This window comes from Flavobacterium hauense (genome assembly GCF_054457175.1).
Genome location: NZ_JBTKVX010000011.1, coordinates 96,409 through 110,689, shown reverse-complemented (window position 1 = coordinate 110,689; position 14,281 = coordinate 96,409). Strand labels below are relative to the sequence as shown.

11 protein-coding genes are annotated in these 14,281 nt (G+C 40.3%); 4 read left to right on the top strand and 7 right to left on the bottom strand.

Annotated features, from left to right (window positions below; translation table 11 throughout):
- Nucleotides 1–6: 6 nt before the first annotated feature.
- Genes ACX0HA_RS09985 through ACX0HA_RS09975 form a run of 3 tightly spaced genes read left to right on the top strand, consistent with a single transcriptional unit; the run spans nt 7 to nt 2,099 of the window.
- Nucleotides 7–513, top strand: coding sequence for a hypothetical protein (locus ACX0HA_RS09985; protein ID WP_458845133.1), 507 nt, complete (start codon nt 7–9; stop codon nt 511–513).
- Between the two features lie 49 nt (nt 514–562).
- Nucleotides 563–1,711, top strand: coding sequence for a DNA polymerase III subunit (locus ACX0HA_RS09980; protein ID WP_458845132.1), 1,149 nt, complete (start codon nt 563–565; stop codon nt 1,709–1,711).
- 4 nt (nt 1,712–1,715) lie between these two features.
- Nucleotides 1,716–2,099: a DoxX family protein gene (locus tag ACX0HA_RS09975; RefSeq protein WP_458845131.1), complete on the top strand. Its 384-nt coding sequence runs from the start codon at nt 1,716–1,718 to the stop codon at nt 2,097–2,099.
- Nucleotides 2,100–2,185: 86 nt separating this feature from the next.
- Here the strand turns inward: ACX0HA_RS09975 and ACX0HA_RS09970 are convergent, their stop codons facing one another.
- The 7 genes from ACX0HA_RS09970 to ACX0HA_RS09940 all read right to left on the bottom strand — a co-directional run bounded on the left by ACX0HA_RS09970 (nt 2,186) and on the right by ACX0HA_RS09940 (nt 12,552).
- A complete protein-coding gene (locus ACX0HA_RS09970) occupies nt 2,186–4,471 on the bottom strand; it encodes a helix-turn-helix domain-containing protein (protein WP_458845130.1) in 2,286 nt (761 codons plus the stop codon).
- Nucleotides 4,472–4,576: 105 nt separating this feature from the next.
- Nucleotides 4,577–5,164: an OmpH/Skp family outer membrane protein gene (locus ACX0HA_RS09965; RefSeq protein WP_458845129.1), complete on the bottom strand. Its 588-nt coding sequence runs from the start codon at nt 5,162–5,164 to the stop codon at nt 4,577–4,579.
- Between the two features lie 239 nt (nt 5,165–5,403).
- Complete coding sequence (locus ACX0HA_RS09960) at nt 5,404–6,258, bottom strand: class I SAM-dependent methyltransferase (protein ID WP_458845128.1); 855 nt, start codon at nt 6,256–6,258, stop codon at nt 5,404–5,406.
- Nucleotides 6,258–6,782 (bottom strand): hypothetical protein, encoded by a 525-nt coding sequence (locus ACX0HA_RS09955; protein ID WP_458845127.1) that lies wholly within the window; start codon nt 6,780–6,782, stop codon nt 6,258–6,260. The genes ACX0HA_RS09960 and ACX0HA_RS09955 overlap by 1 nt, the downstream gene beginning before the upstream one ends.
- A complete protein-coding gene (gene mnmG / locus ACX0HA_RS09950) occupies nt 6,782–8,653 on the bottom strand; it encodes a tRNA uridine-5-carboxymethylaminomethyl(34) synthesis enzyme MnmG (RefSeq protein WP_458845126.1) in 1,872 nt (623 codons plus the stop codon). The genes ACX0HA_RS09955 and mnmG overlap by 1 nt, the downstream gene beginning before the upstream one ends.
- A 151-nt stretch (nt 8,654–8,804) precedes the next feature.
- Nucleotides 8,805–9,224 carry an rRNA maturation RNase YbeY gene (gene ybeY, locus ACX0HA_RS09945; RefSeq protein WP_458845125.1) on the bottom strand — a complete coding sequence of 140 codons (420 nt, stop codon included), beginning with the start codon at nt 9,222–9,224 and terminating at the stop codon, nt 8,805–8,807.
- On the bottom strand, nt 9,217–12,552 hold the full coding sequence (locus ACX0HA_RS09940) for a DUF4175 family protein (protein ID WP_458845124.1): 3,336 nt from the start codon (nt 12,550–12,552) through the stop codon (nt 9,217–9,219). The genes ybeY and ACX0HA_RS09940 overlap by 8 nt, the downstream gene beginning before the upstream one ends.
- A gap of 191 nt (nt 12,553–12,743) precedes the next feature.
- Here ACX0HA_RS09940 and gltX point away from each other — a divergent pair, with 191 nt between their 5' ends.
- A complete protein-coding gene (gene gltX, locus ACX0HA_RS09935; RefSeq protein ID WP_458845123.1) occupies nt 12,744–14,252 on the top strand; it encodes a glutamate--tRNA ligase in 1,509 nt (502 codons plus the stop codon).
- Nucleotides 14,253–14,281 lie beyond the last annotated feature (29 nt).

Here is a 14,281-nt window from a genome sequence, read left to right as displayed (position 1 = left end):
CAGTTTATGAAACTAATAATCATTTCATTGTTAATTCTATTTTGTTCCTGTTCAAAAGAATCAAATCACATTGAAGAATATGATGTTGATATACAACAGTTAAAGACACTATCTGATAATTTTTATGCCTACAGGGGTGGCAAGGTTTACATTCATGCCGAAAAATATATGATTTGGTTTAATCTTGATTGGAAAGGCGATATTTTGAATGTGTTTACTATCAATGGTGACAGTATTAGAAATGAAATACCCCTTGCCATAGCCAGATATAAAATAGATACTCTTAAACTGAAAAACGATGCACAGCATTTTATCGATTTATCACACGAATTCAGGTTTGGCCATATCCATATAGACCACAAAAATAAAATTGCTTTCTCTCATATTGAAGGTCTTACAGAACAATATGTTATGCCTTTTAATGATAGCATTAAGAATGAATACATTAAAAAACCGAATTTTATGGTTCTGCCAAACGGTTGGTTTGTAAATACAGAAACTACGCATCGGTAATAGAACAGTAGTTTTGCAACTCTGCCATTAATTCCGCTATATTTGCTCTATGCTTTTTTCAGAAATTTTAGGACAGGAACATATTAAGAGCCATTTGACCAAAAGTGCTTCTTCGGCGCGCATCCCACATGCGCAGCTGTTCATAGGCCCCGAAGGCTCAGGTACTTTACTCATGGCGATTGCCTATGCGCAATATATACTTTGTGCAAATACAGGCGGTGAAAATACCGATGGCAATGAAGCCTGTAACCTGAAATTCCGCAACCTGTCGCACCCCGATCTGCATTTTGTATTTCCGGTGTCGTCTAACAGCGAGGTGAAAAGCCATCCCGTGAGTGCCAACTTCCTGAAATCATGGCGCGAGTTTGTCGAAGAAACTCCCTACGGTAGCCTTTTTGACTGGTATAAGAAAATTGATATCCAGAATAAACAAGGTCAGATAGGTGTAGACGAAGCACTTGAGATCGTAAAATCCCTTTCGCTGAAAGCATACGAAGGCGGCTATAAAGTAATGATCATCTGGATGGCCGACAAAATGAATACGGCCACTGCCAACAAACTGCTGAAGCTTTTGGAAGAACCACCCGAAAAAACGGTTTTCATCCTGATTGCCGAAAGCCAGGACGATATACTACAGACGATACTTTCTCGCTGCCAGGTGCTTAACTTTGGGCCGTTGGGCGAAAAAGCAATTATTGATGCACTGGTTTCACGTGAAAACATGGAACCGAAAGCCGCACAAAAAATAGCACACCAGGCACAGGGCAATTACAACAAAGCATTGCATTTATTGCATAAAACAGATGATAACCAACCGTTTGAAGAATGGTTCGTGATGTGGGTTCGTGCTGCGTTCCGTGCCAAAGGAAATGCTGCTGCAATTCAGGATCTTATTGCCTGGAGCGAAGCTATAGCAGCTATTGGACGTGAAGCACAAAAGCAGTTCCTTAATTTTTGCATCGATATGTTCCGCCAAGCGTTATTGTTGAATTACAATGCTAAAGAACTGGTTTTCATGGAACCAACCGTAGAGAAGTTTAAGCTCGAAAATTTTGCGCCTTTTGTAAATGGCAATAATATCAACGAAATATTCAAAGAACTAAGCGATGCTCTGTATCATATTGAGCGTAACGGAAATGCCAAGATCATATTAACCGACTTATCTATAAAACTCACACGATTAATCCATAAAAAATAATACTATGCACACGCACGAAGCAATCATTATCACTTTAATCTTTTTAGGTATAACTTTCATACAATCAGGCTATGACAAAGTAGCTGACTGGAAAGGAAATGTAGAATGGCTTAAAGGCCACTTTGCACAAACGCCTATTAAAAACATGGTTCCGCACTCGCTGTTCTTAATTCTTGTGCTTGAAGTTTTTGCCGGAGCATTCTCGGTAATCGGCGCTATCGAAATGCTGGTAAACGGCGGAACAGAATTTGCCTATTGGGGAAGCCTAATCTCTTGCATTACTTTGCTTTTCCTTCTTTTAGGCCAGCGTATGGCTAAAGAATATGATGGTGCCCGCACTATTGTAATCTATTTTATCCCGGCAGTACTAGTGCTTACCTGGTTATAAGCGATTGTTAGATACTTCGATAATTGGATTGTTAGACAGTCCCATTAAAAATAAAAAAAGCGAACCCTCTGGTTCGCTTTTTTTATTTAATCTTCCCTCAGGCTCGATTTAAACAGCTTAAGTTCACTCCAGCTGAATTCCTCTCCGAACTTTTCTTTGAGGCCACCCAGTGCTTCGCCTTCAAATCCTTTAAATGCGGCCGCAAGAGCAATTATTCTTTCTTGAGGCAATACATCTTCAACTCTCACCTTCCCGGCCTGTATAAGGCCTGCAAAATGGCTCATAATGGTTGTTTCAGTTAGTTTTCGCGTTCTTGCAATGTCTTCTATCGACATTTTCTGTAGCCAAAGCTCATGGGTTTCTTCAAGTGTTGTCTTTTTTGGCTCAGCCGATTTTTTCTTTTTAGGCGCATAACGCTCTGTTTCATAATCTTCTTCCGGTTCCTCCATCAATGTGGCATTGTTCTGGCGCATTGTTCCACGGATAACTTCAAGCTTATTCGATTTATAGGATTGTATTTCAGGTGATACCAGATTCTCGCGGCTGATGGGCTGGCCCTCATTCACTATTTCCATAAGCAGTTTCGATTTCATCAGGCGGATAACTGCTGCTGTCTGATTCTCCTCAAGTTCAGCAAGTTCCTCATAAAACCCTTTGGCTTTGCGAATGCGTTTTACCTCCTCCATTTTTTCATAGAGACCTGACGCAATGCTGTCCATCATCGGAAAAAAATAGTTGTAGGCTGCTGTTACCCTTTCGCTTACAAACTTCATATCGATTTCCGGCTGTCTGAAAAGCCTGTCCAATTGAAGCCTGAATTTATGCGAAGCATCCAGCAGTCCGTGGATGTTATTATCCTGACGGTGCGACCATTCCCTGTATTTTGCTTTAAGCGATTTTGGCCCTTCACTCAGGTAGCTCATCTTGTGGCGCTGCCATTCGGTGGCAAGTTCAGCCCAGTCAAAGCTGTTTTTTAGGAAGTTACCAATAAAACGTTCTGTTTCCTGTTTTAACGAATTTTCAAGTTCGCCTTCTTCTGCCCTGCCCGATGCATAATCTATCACGTCAGCATCGCTCGAAATACCGTTCATTCGTATCGGAGAAAGCAAAACAAGCCCCTCTAACGAACGCAAACGTGAAAGAGCCACATAGGCCTGCCCGGGCATAAAAACCTGCGATACATCAAGCACAGCTTTGTCAAACGTTAGGCCCTGACTTTTGTGAACGGTTATAGCCCATGCTAGCTTCAACGGGTAGTGTACAAACGTGCCCAGAACATCTTCTTTGATCTCTTTGGTAACTTCGTCCACATAATAGCGTACATTCTGCCATTCATACTTTGTGGTTTCGATGGTTTCGTCTTCTTCCGGAAAATGCACAAGTATCTCTTCATCTGATAATGATTTGATTACACCAATTTTTCCGTTGAAATATTTCTTTTCAGGCGAAAGATCGTTCTTGATGAACATAACCTGAGCACCCACTTTAAGCTTCAGTTCCTGTTCTACGGGGTAGATCTTATCGGGGAAATCGCCAACAATTTCCGCGCTATAGGTAAACTGCTTTTCGTCAAGTTCCTCGAGCGAATTGGCGTTCATTGCATCAGCCTTGGCATTATGTGTGGTAAGCGTGATATAACCGGCATGTTTTGTAGAATCAAACTCAGGCTGAACAAACGTGTTTAACACCTTCAGGTCATTTTGAGTTATTACATTGTTTCTCAGATTGTTGAGTACGTCAATAAAAGTGCTGTCAGACTGTCGATAGATCTTATCCAGCTCAATGTACATTGGCGGATCCTGCTGTACCACATGCGAATGGAAAAAGAATTTACCCCTGTAATAATTACGCAGTACTTCCCACTCTTCATTTTTAACCACCGGAGGCAGCTGCAAAAGGTCCCCTATATATAAAACCTGTATCCCGCCAAACGGAAGATTTTTCTTACGAACAGAGCGCAGCATAAAATCCATCGCGTCTAAAAGATCGGCACGGAGCATACTCACTTCGTCAATAACAAGCAGCTCAAGATTATTGATAACCGATTGTTTATCAGCACGCATCCGGAAATGGCGGCGTAGTGTATCCTTGTTTTCAAACCTCACAGTATCAGAAACGTGCGGCGGCTGATTCATATCAGGAATAAAACCTGCAAATGGCAACTGGAACATGGAGTGTATGGTAACCCCCCCTGCATTAAGCGCAGCGATACCTGTAGGTGCAACAACTACAACATTTTTATGCGTGGTCCTAATGATCTCCCTCAGCAAAGTTGTCTTACCCGTGCCGGCCTTACCTGTAAGGAATACAGACCTATTTGTCTGATTAATAAAGCGTAAGGCATAAGAAGCGGCTGTAGAGAGGTTTTCCATTGGGCGAATAATTGAGCGGCGAAAATTACGGATTTTTATGCAGACTTATATCCAAAAAAAATACCCCCGAAAGTTTCAGGGGCATTTAAAATATATCGTGAAAGATTATTTTTTCTCTTCTTTAGCAGGCTCAGTTTTAGGAGCATCTTCTTTCTTAGCTGATCCTTTATAACTGCTGTTCAGTTCTTTAGTGATTTTCTCAGTGATATCATATCCATCTTTAGCATACATGATACTAACTACATCACCCGATCCAAAAATATAATCGTAACCATTTTTCTTGCCATAATCAGCAACAAATTTCTTGATTTTGCTCACAAGGCTGTCATTTTTAGCGCCAAATTCACCCTGAAGTTCTTTAAGCATGGCCTCCTGAGTCATCTGAAGCTCCTGACCTGTTTTCTGTAATTGCTGTTGCCTTAACTGTGCCCATTGCATTCCTTTAGCCTTAGCCTCTTCCGGAAAGCTTGCACGGTCAAGATCAAACTGGTGTGCTTTTGCCTGAAGTTCCTGAGCCATCACTTCTCTCTTAGTATTGCTTTGCGATTCCAGCTCTTTAAATTCTTCAAGATCCTGAACAATTTTATTAGTATCTACATAAGCCGTTTTTATCGCTGCTGCAGATGAGCCTGCTTCTTTGTTACATGAAATTACCGCAAGGGCAAAACCGAATATCAAAAGTGATTTTTTCATTTCCTGATTTTAGAATTATTTTTAAAAATTTTCGTAAAAGTAATAATTAGTTCCCAAGTACCAAAAAAAGCTGATTTTTAGGATTTTTATAACATATAAGTAGAACTTATAGAACCTCAATAAGCCTATAAGAATCCTCAATCAAAACAGGCTTTAAATAAAGCCCTCTGAGGCGCTTTCTGGTTTAGGCAACCCAAAGCCTTGTTAAGCCAAATTATAGGTAAACACACCGCTTTATTTTACTTTTTAAGCGTTTTTATAACATAAATATGCGAAGAATATTCAAAATTTCGTGATGCTTTGATATTAGAACGCAAACCGGTCAAAAAACCATTTATGAAACTCATTTTTCCGGTCTTGTATTTTTCAGACAAAAGGCTCACATAATAACTGTCAAATTTCATCGGGAAAATTTTCACGAGCTCCATACCTTGTCTTCCGAAAAGTAATTTTATAGATGTTTTAGAAAAATGCCAAAGGTGCCTCGGCACATCATACGCTGCCCAGTATTTTCCATAATGTTGTGCGTCGTATGATTTAAAATTTGGAACGGCAACTATAAGCACACCTTCCGGTTTTAATATCCTTTTCAATTCTGCAATTTGTGCTTCAACATCGGGCACGTGTTCAAGTACATGCCACATCGTTATAGCATCAGCTGAGTGATCCGGCATTTTAGAGAGGTCATCTAAAAAATTTACCCCTTTAGATTCGGCAATAGCTTTAGCTTTCGGGCTTGGTTCCAAACCAATAGTATCCCAACCATTTTTTGCCGCCATCACTAAAAAATCACCTGTTCCGGCACCAATATCAAGCAATTTTCCTTTTTTTGGCTGAAATTTGTCAATTAATTTGATTTTATCGCGTAAAGCTTTCTGTTTTACGGTGTGATATAGCCTTTCAAACAGGGAGCGCTTCCCGTCGGTATGCGAAATATAATCATCACTTTCATAATAGCTGCCCAACTTTTCTGGAGCAGGCTGCGGATATGTTTTTAGTAATTCGAGTTCTTCATCAAGCAAAAGTTCAAATTTTTCACCCGAGACAGAATAATCATTTACGGTAATGTAAACGTTGTGTTTTGAGAAATCCATTAATAGTTATAATATTCTTGTTTTAAATCTTTAAGATAATTTGTGATCAGGTTTTTAAAAAGCGAATCATCATCCAGGCAATCGTTGTTGTATTCATCAATAACCGACATTCCTATAAAATTTGCCGAAGACCCTATCACATTTGCATCAGTTTCAAAATTGGTGACCATAAACTGTCCAAGATCATAATATTTCACCAATTCGTCATTAGTGTAAAGAAACACCTTGAAGCGTTTCCCTTCGATATCTACATTGTAAGATATATCACTTGTATAGCCAATATTGTATTTAATAACCAAAAACTGCTGAAAAGGCATTTTTCTTTTATCATTTTCAAAAAAGAAGCAAGTAAGTCCCTTTTCCCGACCTAAAATTTGTTTTCCATTTTCTAAAAGAAGGTAATCACCTACTTCTACACTATGCCTTTGTGTAATACAGCTCGAAAAGAGCATAACAATCAAAAACACAAAAAACCCTTTAGCAAAAAGGGTTTTTATATATTGTTCCACGTGAAACATTTTCATTAGCGTCCCATATGTATTAAGAGCACAGAAATATCACTAGGCGAAACACCGCTAATGCGGGATGCCTGAGAAATAGTAACCGGCCTGATTTTTTTCATTTTTTCGCGAGCCTCGTATGATAATGACTTTATTTTATCATAATCAAAGTTCTCTGGTATTCTTAAATCTTCAAGCCTGTTCAGCTTGTCAGCATTGTTTTTTTCTTTTTCTATGTAACCTGAATATTTAACCTGAATTTCTGCCTGCTCTATTACTTCCCTATCCAGATTATTTTCTTTGACATATTCCTTCACTTTTTCAAATTTAAGAATATCGTTAAGGTCAAGCTGCGGACGGGAAAACACTTTGAACATTTTATCAGGCTGAATTATCGGCGACGATTCCTTTTCAATCAGAATAGGATTCGCTTCAGCAACAGTTACACTTGTTTCCTTAAAGAAATTTACAAACGCATCCGATTCATCTCTTTTCTTCTCCATCTTGCGCAAACGGTCCTCCTTAGCAAGCCCTATTTCATAAGAAAGTGGCGTAAGCCTGAAATCGGCGTTATCCTGACGAAGTAACGTTCTGTATTCGGCGCGGGAGGTAAACATACGATACGGTTCTTCGGTTCCTTTGGTAATAAGGTCGTCAATAAGAACCCCAATATACGCTTCATTACGCTTCAGTACAAAAGGATCTCTTCCTGCAACTTTAAGCGATGCATTTATCCCGGCCATCAATCCTTGCGAAGCTGCTTCTTCGTATCCGGTTGTTCCGTTAATCTGTCCTGCAAAATATAAACCTTCAACAAGCTTTGTTTCCAATGTATGTTTCAACTGCGTTGGCGGGAAATAATCATACTCAATCGCATAACCGGGACGGAAGAATTTTACATTCTCAAAACCTACGACACTGCGTAATGCTTTAAACTGAACATCCTCCGGTAGGGAGGTCGAGAATCCGTTTACATATACTTCTACCGTATCCCATCCTTCCGGCTCAACAAAAAGCTGGTGACGGTCCTTATCGGCAAAACGGTTTATCTTATCTTCTATAGATGGACAATATCTTGGCCCTAAGCTTTTGATACGCCCGTTGAACATTGGTGAACGATCAAATCCTTCACGCAAAACATCGTGAACAAGTCCCGATGTGTAGGTCATATAACAAGAACGCTGATGCACCAAAGGTTTGGTGATATCAGAATAGGAAAACTTATCCGGGTTTACATCACCGGGCTGTTCCTCCATCTTAGAATAATCCAATGAGCGTCCGTCCACACGTGGCGGCGTTCCGGTCTTCATTCTTCCCGAGGTAAATCCGGCACGAACCAAATCTTCAGTTATACCGTAGGCAGCACCTTCTCCTGCCCTTCCTCCACCAAACTGTTTTTCTCCAATATGGATGAGTCCATTCAGGAAAGTCCCATTGGTCAACACAACCGACTTCGCTTTGATTTCAATTCCAAGCGACGTTCTCACACCGGTAACTTTTCCTTCTTCGATAATGATTCCGGAAACCATTTCCTGGTAAAAATCAAGGTTCGGTGTACGCTCCAGCATCAGCCTCCATTCTTCAGCAAAACGCATCCTGTCACTCTGCACACGCGGGCTCCACATTGCGGGGCCTTTCGATTTATTGAGCATCTTGAACTGGATCGCAGTCTTGTCGGAAATGATTCCTGAATACCCCCCGAGCGCATCGATCTCACGCACAATCTGTCCTTTTGCAATTCCCCCCATGGCAGGATTGCACGACATCTGCGCAATGTTTTGCAAACTCATTGTAACGAGCAGCGTTTTCGAACCCATGTTGGCGGCAGCCGCAGCAGCTTCAGAACCTGCGTGCCCAGCACCCACCACTATAACATCATATACCTCGTTAAACATTTTATTTTCTCCTTTGTTCCACGTGGAACGCTAAAATTGCATTATAAAAATTTTGCCAAGCAGTACGTTCCACGTGGAACGTTCAATTAATTCGGCGGTATGTTTTTTGAAACGTTCCACGTGGAACGCTCGTTTTTATAAGATGTTTAACCTACTGTTCCACGTGGAACAGGGCGATTTTTTCATCTTCTTTAGATCGCATAAGAATGGAATCATCTTCAGTTTTATCTTTGAACCCACAGTAATGTAATATCCCATGAGCCATCACACGACGCAGTTCAACATCAAAAGGAACATTAAAATCCTGTGCGTTTTCTTTAACCCTTTCAACAGAAATAAAGATGTCACCGCTAAGAAGATTCCCCATCGTGTAATCAAAACTGATAATATCAGTCAGTGTGTCGTGGTCAAGAAACTCAATGTTTTTCTGTAACAGATATTCATCATCACAGAATATATAATTGATTTCACCCTCTGTCTTCTCTTCAGATTCTATCACTTCAGATATCCATTCTTCGTACCTCGCTTCATCCTGAAGCTCAAAGTCCATTTCGTAATTAAAACTAATCATCCTTTCTGAAATAGGTTTGCACCCTTTGATTAAAATTAGGGCGCAAAGGTAAGCTTTGTCTATTTAATATTTCTACACTATTCAGATATTCTTTCAAAGCATCCGGAATGGTGTTCGCATTACTATTAAACTCTTTCTTATTGGTTTGCGACTGACGCTTATTTTCTTCTCCCTGCTGCTGCATAGCTTTATCCAGCTTCAATAATTCATGCTTAAGTTTCTGCATCCTTTCGGCAGCATCACCTTTGAATCCTTTACTCAAAAGCTGCTTTTCAATCTCCTTCATTTCACGAACTGCATTCTGTCCATTGCCACCCATGCCCTGTTTCTCCATTGCTTTTTGTAATGATTCACGAAGTTGCTGCTGTTCTTTATATATTTCCAAAAGCTTTTCTGCTTCACCTTCCTGGTCGCCATCTTCACCATCTCCTTCACCACCCTGACCTTTTTCTTTGCCTTTCTGCTGACCACCCGACTGTGCTTGTCCCTCTTTGCCTTCACCTTTTTTTCCATCTTTCCCTTCTTTCCCATCCTTCATTTTCTTGGCGAGACTTTCCTGTTTCTGTATAATATCAGGAAGCTGCATATCACCCTTTCCTGACTTGCCCGGCTTAGACTGACCCATACCCGAACCCTTCATTTCCATTTGCATATTGTTAAGCGCATCGCTCAAAAAGTCGGCCAGTTTGTTAGCCGATGTTACAGCATATTGCTGGTTGGAAACACCACGCGGTACCATATTATCTGCAAGGTCTGTTATAGCCTTATCAACATAGTAATGTACATTGCCAACTTCGGCAGTAATCTCTTCCGTAATCTTTGGATTGCGCAGTGACATTGCAAAGATACTGTCGTCAACATGCCTGAACTGCTGCTTAAGATCCTGTTGCCTTTTCAGGTTTTTACTGAATGATGATGAGTGTGTAGTGCTGCCTTTAAATTTGCCCATCACATCTTCCTGAGAGAATGAATAGGCCAACAGGTTATCCAGGATCTGGCGCAGCATCTTTACATCTTCTTCCATTTGTTCCATATCACCACCGGCCATCATCTCCATCATCTGGCCACCCATTTGTTTCATCTTCTGCCCTGCAGATTTCTGCTTTGGCTTCGCTTTTTGCTTACTGTCTTTTTGTTCTTTTTTAAGTTCGTCAGATGCTTTTTGCATATCATCCTCAACACTCTTTTCTTCGTTTTTATCCGTAGGGATATCCATAGGTTTTTTCAGATCGTCATTCTGTTTTTCAAGTTCGCGAAGCTCCTCCTGTATCTGGTCAAATTCCTTATTTATCTCTTCCTGCTTTTCAGCAGAATTCTTTTCACTCTCTGCAAGCTTCTCCTGTTTATCGCCAAGATCTTTAAGTTTGTCAGCAAGCTGTTCAGCTTTCTTTTCTACATAAAAACGCTTCGTCAGTTCTACAAGCTGCTCAAGATTTTTTGTTTGGTTTTTACTGTTTTTCTTAAGTTCGTCAACTTTATCAAACAGTTCTTCCTTCTGTAGTTTATTGGTAAGGTCTTTCAACTGATCCAAAAGCTTTTTGTTTTTCTCAGCTTCTTTTTCATTTTTGTCAAGACGTTTCATAAGCTCTTCTTTAAACTCATCTTTCTTTTCAGGGTTGAATTTTTCAAGATTCTCTTCAAGCTTTTTAGAGAATTCTTTCATCATTTCATCCTGTTGCTGCTGACGGTTTATGAAGTCCTGGATCTTCTTCTGGTCTTTAAAATCCATGTTGTTCTTCTCCTTGCCCATCTTCTGCAGCTTGTCCAGTTCGCTCAGTTGTTTGTCCTGATTCTTGATCGATTTCTCCAGACTATTGATGTTGCTGTTCTGTTCCTGAAGTGCTTCTTCTCGTTTTTCTTCCTGAGTAAGTTCTTTATGTGAAAACACCGATGACTTAGCCGATTTATAATTGTGTACGGCATCATTATCAAAAACCTCAAAATAGTATTCGTAGCGAATACCTTCTTTCAGCGAAAGCCCATCAGGGAAAGTATAGTAAAAACGATCGTACACATCTTTCTTTACAGGCAATGTTCCACGTTTGGCAGCATCGGGATTATCCTGTGGATAGTAAACAATCTGTAGTTTTGTCAAACCGTAATCATCGGATAACTGACCAAGCACAATCTCCTTGTCAAGCTTTAAACTGTCTGGTGCAACAGCTACAGCGATAGTTGGATACTGATCTTTGATCGTTGTAACCTGATATTGCAGTTTTTCGTGGTTTTTGACCTTAATATTTGAAGTAAGTATTTGATAATCTGTATTATGCATTATAATTTTAGACAAAGAGAAGCCATTTTCGTTATTTACAAACGAACTTGCCTGACCTTGGCTCTGCCATTCAATAGCGTTGGTTGCTAACGCCTCTACCCTCCAGGTAACTTTAGTACCTTCGGGAACAACGGCATTCCCTGTTCCACGGATAACTTCAGATTTCTTACCAAGATAAGACGGGAAGGTAAGCACCATCTCGAAGTTTGCAATTGTTGGAACAGCAACAACATTCAGTTCATAAGGCTGAGATATAACATCATTCGCAGTCAGTTCAAATTCAATGTTTTTTGAAGGCTTTTCGAAACGGTATTGGAATACACCCGGCTTAACATTTTCTAAATAATAATTTTCCTTGCCAATGGTTATCATCGCATTTTCCGGAACCACATTTCCCTGTGTTTTTACCTGAAGTAAAAAATCGGTGTCCTGCTGGGCCGTCAACGAATTATTGATGACCACAAATTCAAAGGGTGCCGGTGGTGCGAAATGCTTGCCATAATGCACTACCCTATCCAGGCTTTGTGTGAATACTTCAGCATTACCGCTGATCATAAAAAACAAAATCAACAGTAACGGAATTGCAGCATACGGAATGTATTTTACATTCTTTTTAAAATTTATCGCATTGCTGAAAGGTACAGGCTGAAGGTTATTCGCCTTTTGCTCAATCGATGCTACTAACAATTCCGACTGTTCGCTTTGGGAAGACAGCTGGAGGAAATTGGTAAGCTTGTCATTAATTTCGGCAAAATGCTTACCGATGATGTCGGATGCCTGACGGTAATCGATTCCCTTCTGCAGTTTGAACAATTTAAATACCGGAAACAGGATAAACCTGAACAGAAGAAAAAGTTCAACAGCTATAAAGAGCCAGAACAAAATAGTACGCCCACCCTGCGGCAGCCATAAAAAATATTCTACCAGCAACGTGAAAATAAAATACAGCAGGCCAAGTCCTATAAAAAATATTGTTCCACGTAAAAGTTCGTTGGTATAATACTTCCTTATAAAGGCTTCCAGCTTGGAATAAATAACATTTTTTGCTTCCAAAATCTAGACAATTGTTAATAACTGATAAAAATACAAATTCCGCCGAACTATTAAACGTAAAAAATGCTATAATCTAATGGGTTATCAGCATCTCACACCTCTCAATTGTTAATAACTTCAAATTCCATGTTCAAATTAGCTGTGAAGGAAATTTCATAATTGTATCTTTGCATCTTAAAATTTAAGTAACAATGTCTAAGCAAGTTCGCGTGCGTTTTGCACCAAGCCCAACAGGCCCTTTACACATTGGTGGTGTAAGGACTGCCCTCTTTAATTATTTATTTGCCAAAAAACATGGTGGCGTATTCTACCTTCGTATAGAAGATACAGACCAAAACCGTTATGTTGAAGGTGCAGAAGAATACATTATCGAAGCGCTTAACTGGTGCGGTATTCCGTTTGACGAAGGTGTGGGTAAAGAAGGAAAATTTGGACCTTACCGCCAGAGCGAAAGAAAAGAGATTTATAAACAATATGCACTTAACCTGATTGAAAACGGTTGGGCCTACTATGCTTTCGATACTCCTGAAGCACTTGATGCCTTAAGAGCAACTGCCGAAGCTGAAGGAAAAACATTTATTTACAACCATACTAACCGTGAGAAGCTTGATACATCATTAGTGCTTGCTGCCGATGAAGTTCAGAAAAGAATTGAAAATGGTGAGCATTATGTTATCCGTTTCAAAACTCCGGTTGAGGAGACATTACACCTGAAAGATATTATCCGTGGTGATATTAAGTTTGAAACCAACCTGCTTGACGACAAAGTTCTGTTCAAAAGCGATGGTATGCCTACCTATCACCTGGCCAATATAGTTGATGACCACCTTATGGAAACCAGCCACGTTATCCGTGGTGAAGAGTGGTTGCCTTCCCTGCCCCTGCATGAACTATTGTACAAGGCCTTTGGATGGGAAGCGCCTCAGTTTGCTCACCTTCCGCTTATACTTAAACCGGTAGGTAATGGTAAGCTTTCTAAAAGAGATGGCGATAAATTAGGATTCCCGGTATTCCCGCTTGAGTGGAAAAACCCTGACGGAACCATTTCATCCGGCTACAGGGAGAAAGGTTTCCTTCCTGAAGCTGTGATCAACTTCCTTGCTTTGTTAGGATGGAACCCGGGTACTGACCAGGAACTATTTGACCTTGATGAACTAGTGCAATTATTTGATCTTGAAAGAGTTCATAAAGCAGGTGCTAAATTTGACCCTGAGAAAAACAAATGGTTCAATCACCAGTATTTTGGAAGACAGGATAATGAGGTATTAGCGCAACAACTACAGCATACATTGGTTGAGAAAGGAATCAACAGGCCAATAGAAATGGTTACCGAAGTTGTAGGCCTTGTTAAAGAACGTGCAAGCTTTGCAAGTGAACTTTGGGACCTTACCGACTTCTTCTTTGTTGCTCCAACTTCTTATGACGAGAAAGCAGCAAAAAACTGGAAGCCAGAGACTGCAGAAGTGATGACAAAGCTTATCGATGTTCTTGAAAACATTGCAGATTTCTCTTCAGCTAATATAGAGAGCCTTGTAAAAGCCTGGATGGAACAAAACGAGATAGGAATGGGTAAGGTTATGCAACCACTCCGTTTGAGCCTTGTAGGGGCTGTAAAGGGGCCTCATTTGTTCGATATCATTGCTCTGATAGGTAAAGCTGAAACAATCAGCAGAATACAGAAAGCTATCGCAACTTTATAATAACGAAACCTTCCCTAGCCGGAAGGTTT

What these genes read in the sequence shown, in the direction of transcription:
- ACX0HA_RS09965 (WP_458845129.1), bottom strand. Translation starts at nt 5,164, where the DNA reads ATGAAAAAATCACTTTTGATATTCGGTTTTGCCCTTGCGGTAATTTCA.
- ACX0HA_RS09985 (WP_458845133.1), top strand. Translation starts at nt 7, where the DNA reads ATGAAACTAATAATCATTTCATTGTTAATTCTATTTTGTTCCTGTTCA.
- ACX0HA_RS09975 (WP_458845131.1), top strand. Translation starts at nt 1,716, where the DNA reads ATGCACACGCACGAAGCAATCATTATCACTTTAATCTTTTTAGGTATA.
- ACX0HA_RS09970 (WP_458845130.1), bottom strand. Translation starts at nt 4,471, where the DNA reads ATGGAAAACCTCTCTACAGCCGCTTCTTATGCCTTACGCTTTATTAAT.
- ACX0HA_RS09955 (WP_458845127.1), bottom strand. Translation starts at nt 6,782, where the DNA reads ATGAAAATGTTTCACGTGGAACAATATATAAAAACCCTTTTTGCTAAA.
- ACX0HA_RS09980 (WP_458845132.1), top strand. Translation starts at nt 563, where the DNA reads ATGCTTTTTTCAGAAATTTTAGGACAGGAACATATTAAGAGCCATTTG.
- mnmG (WP_458845126.1), bottom strand. Translation starts at nt 8,653, where the DNA reads ATGTTTAACGAGGTATATGATGTTATAGTGGTGGGTGCTGGGCACGCA.
- ybeY (WP_458845125.1), bottom strand. Translation starts at nt 9,224, where the DNA reads ATGATTAGTTTTAATTACGAAATGGACTTTGAGCTTCAGGATGAAGCG.
- gltX (WP_458845123.1), top strand. Translation starts at nt 12,744, where the DNA reads ATGTCTAAGCAAGTTCGCGTGCGTTTTGCACCAAGCCCAACAGGCCCT.
- ACX0HA_RS09960 (WP_458845128.1), bottom strand. Translation starts at nt 6,258, where the DNA reads ATGGATTTCTCAAAACACAACGTTTACATTACCGTAAATGATTATTCT.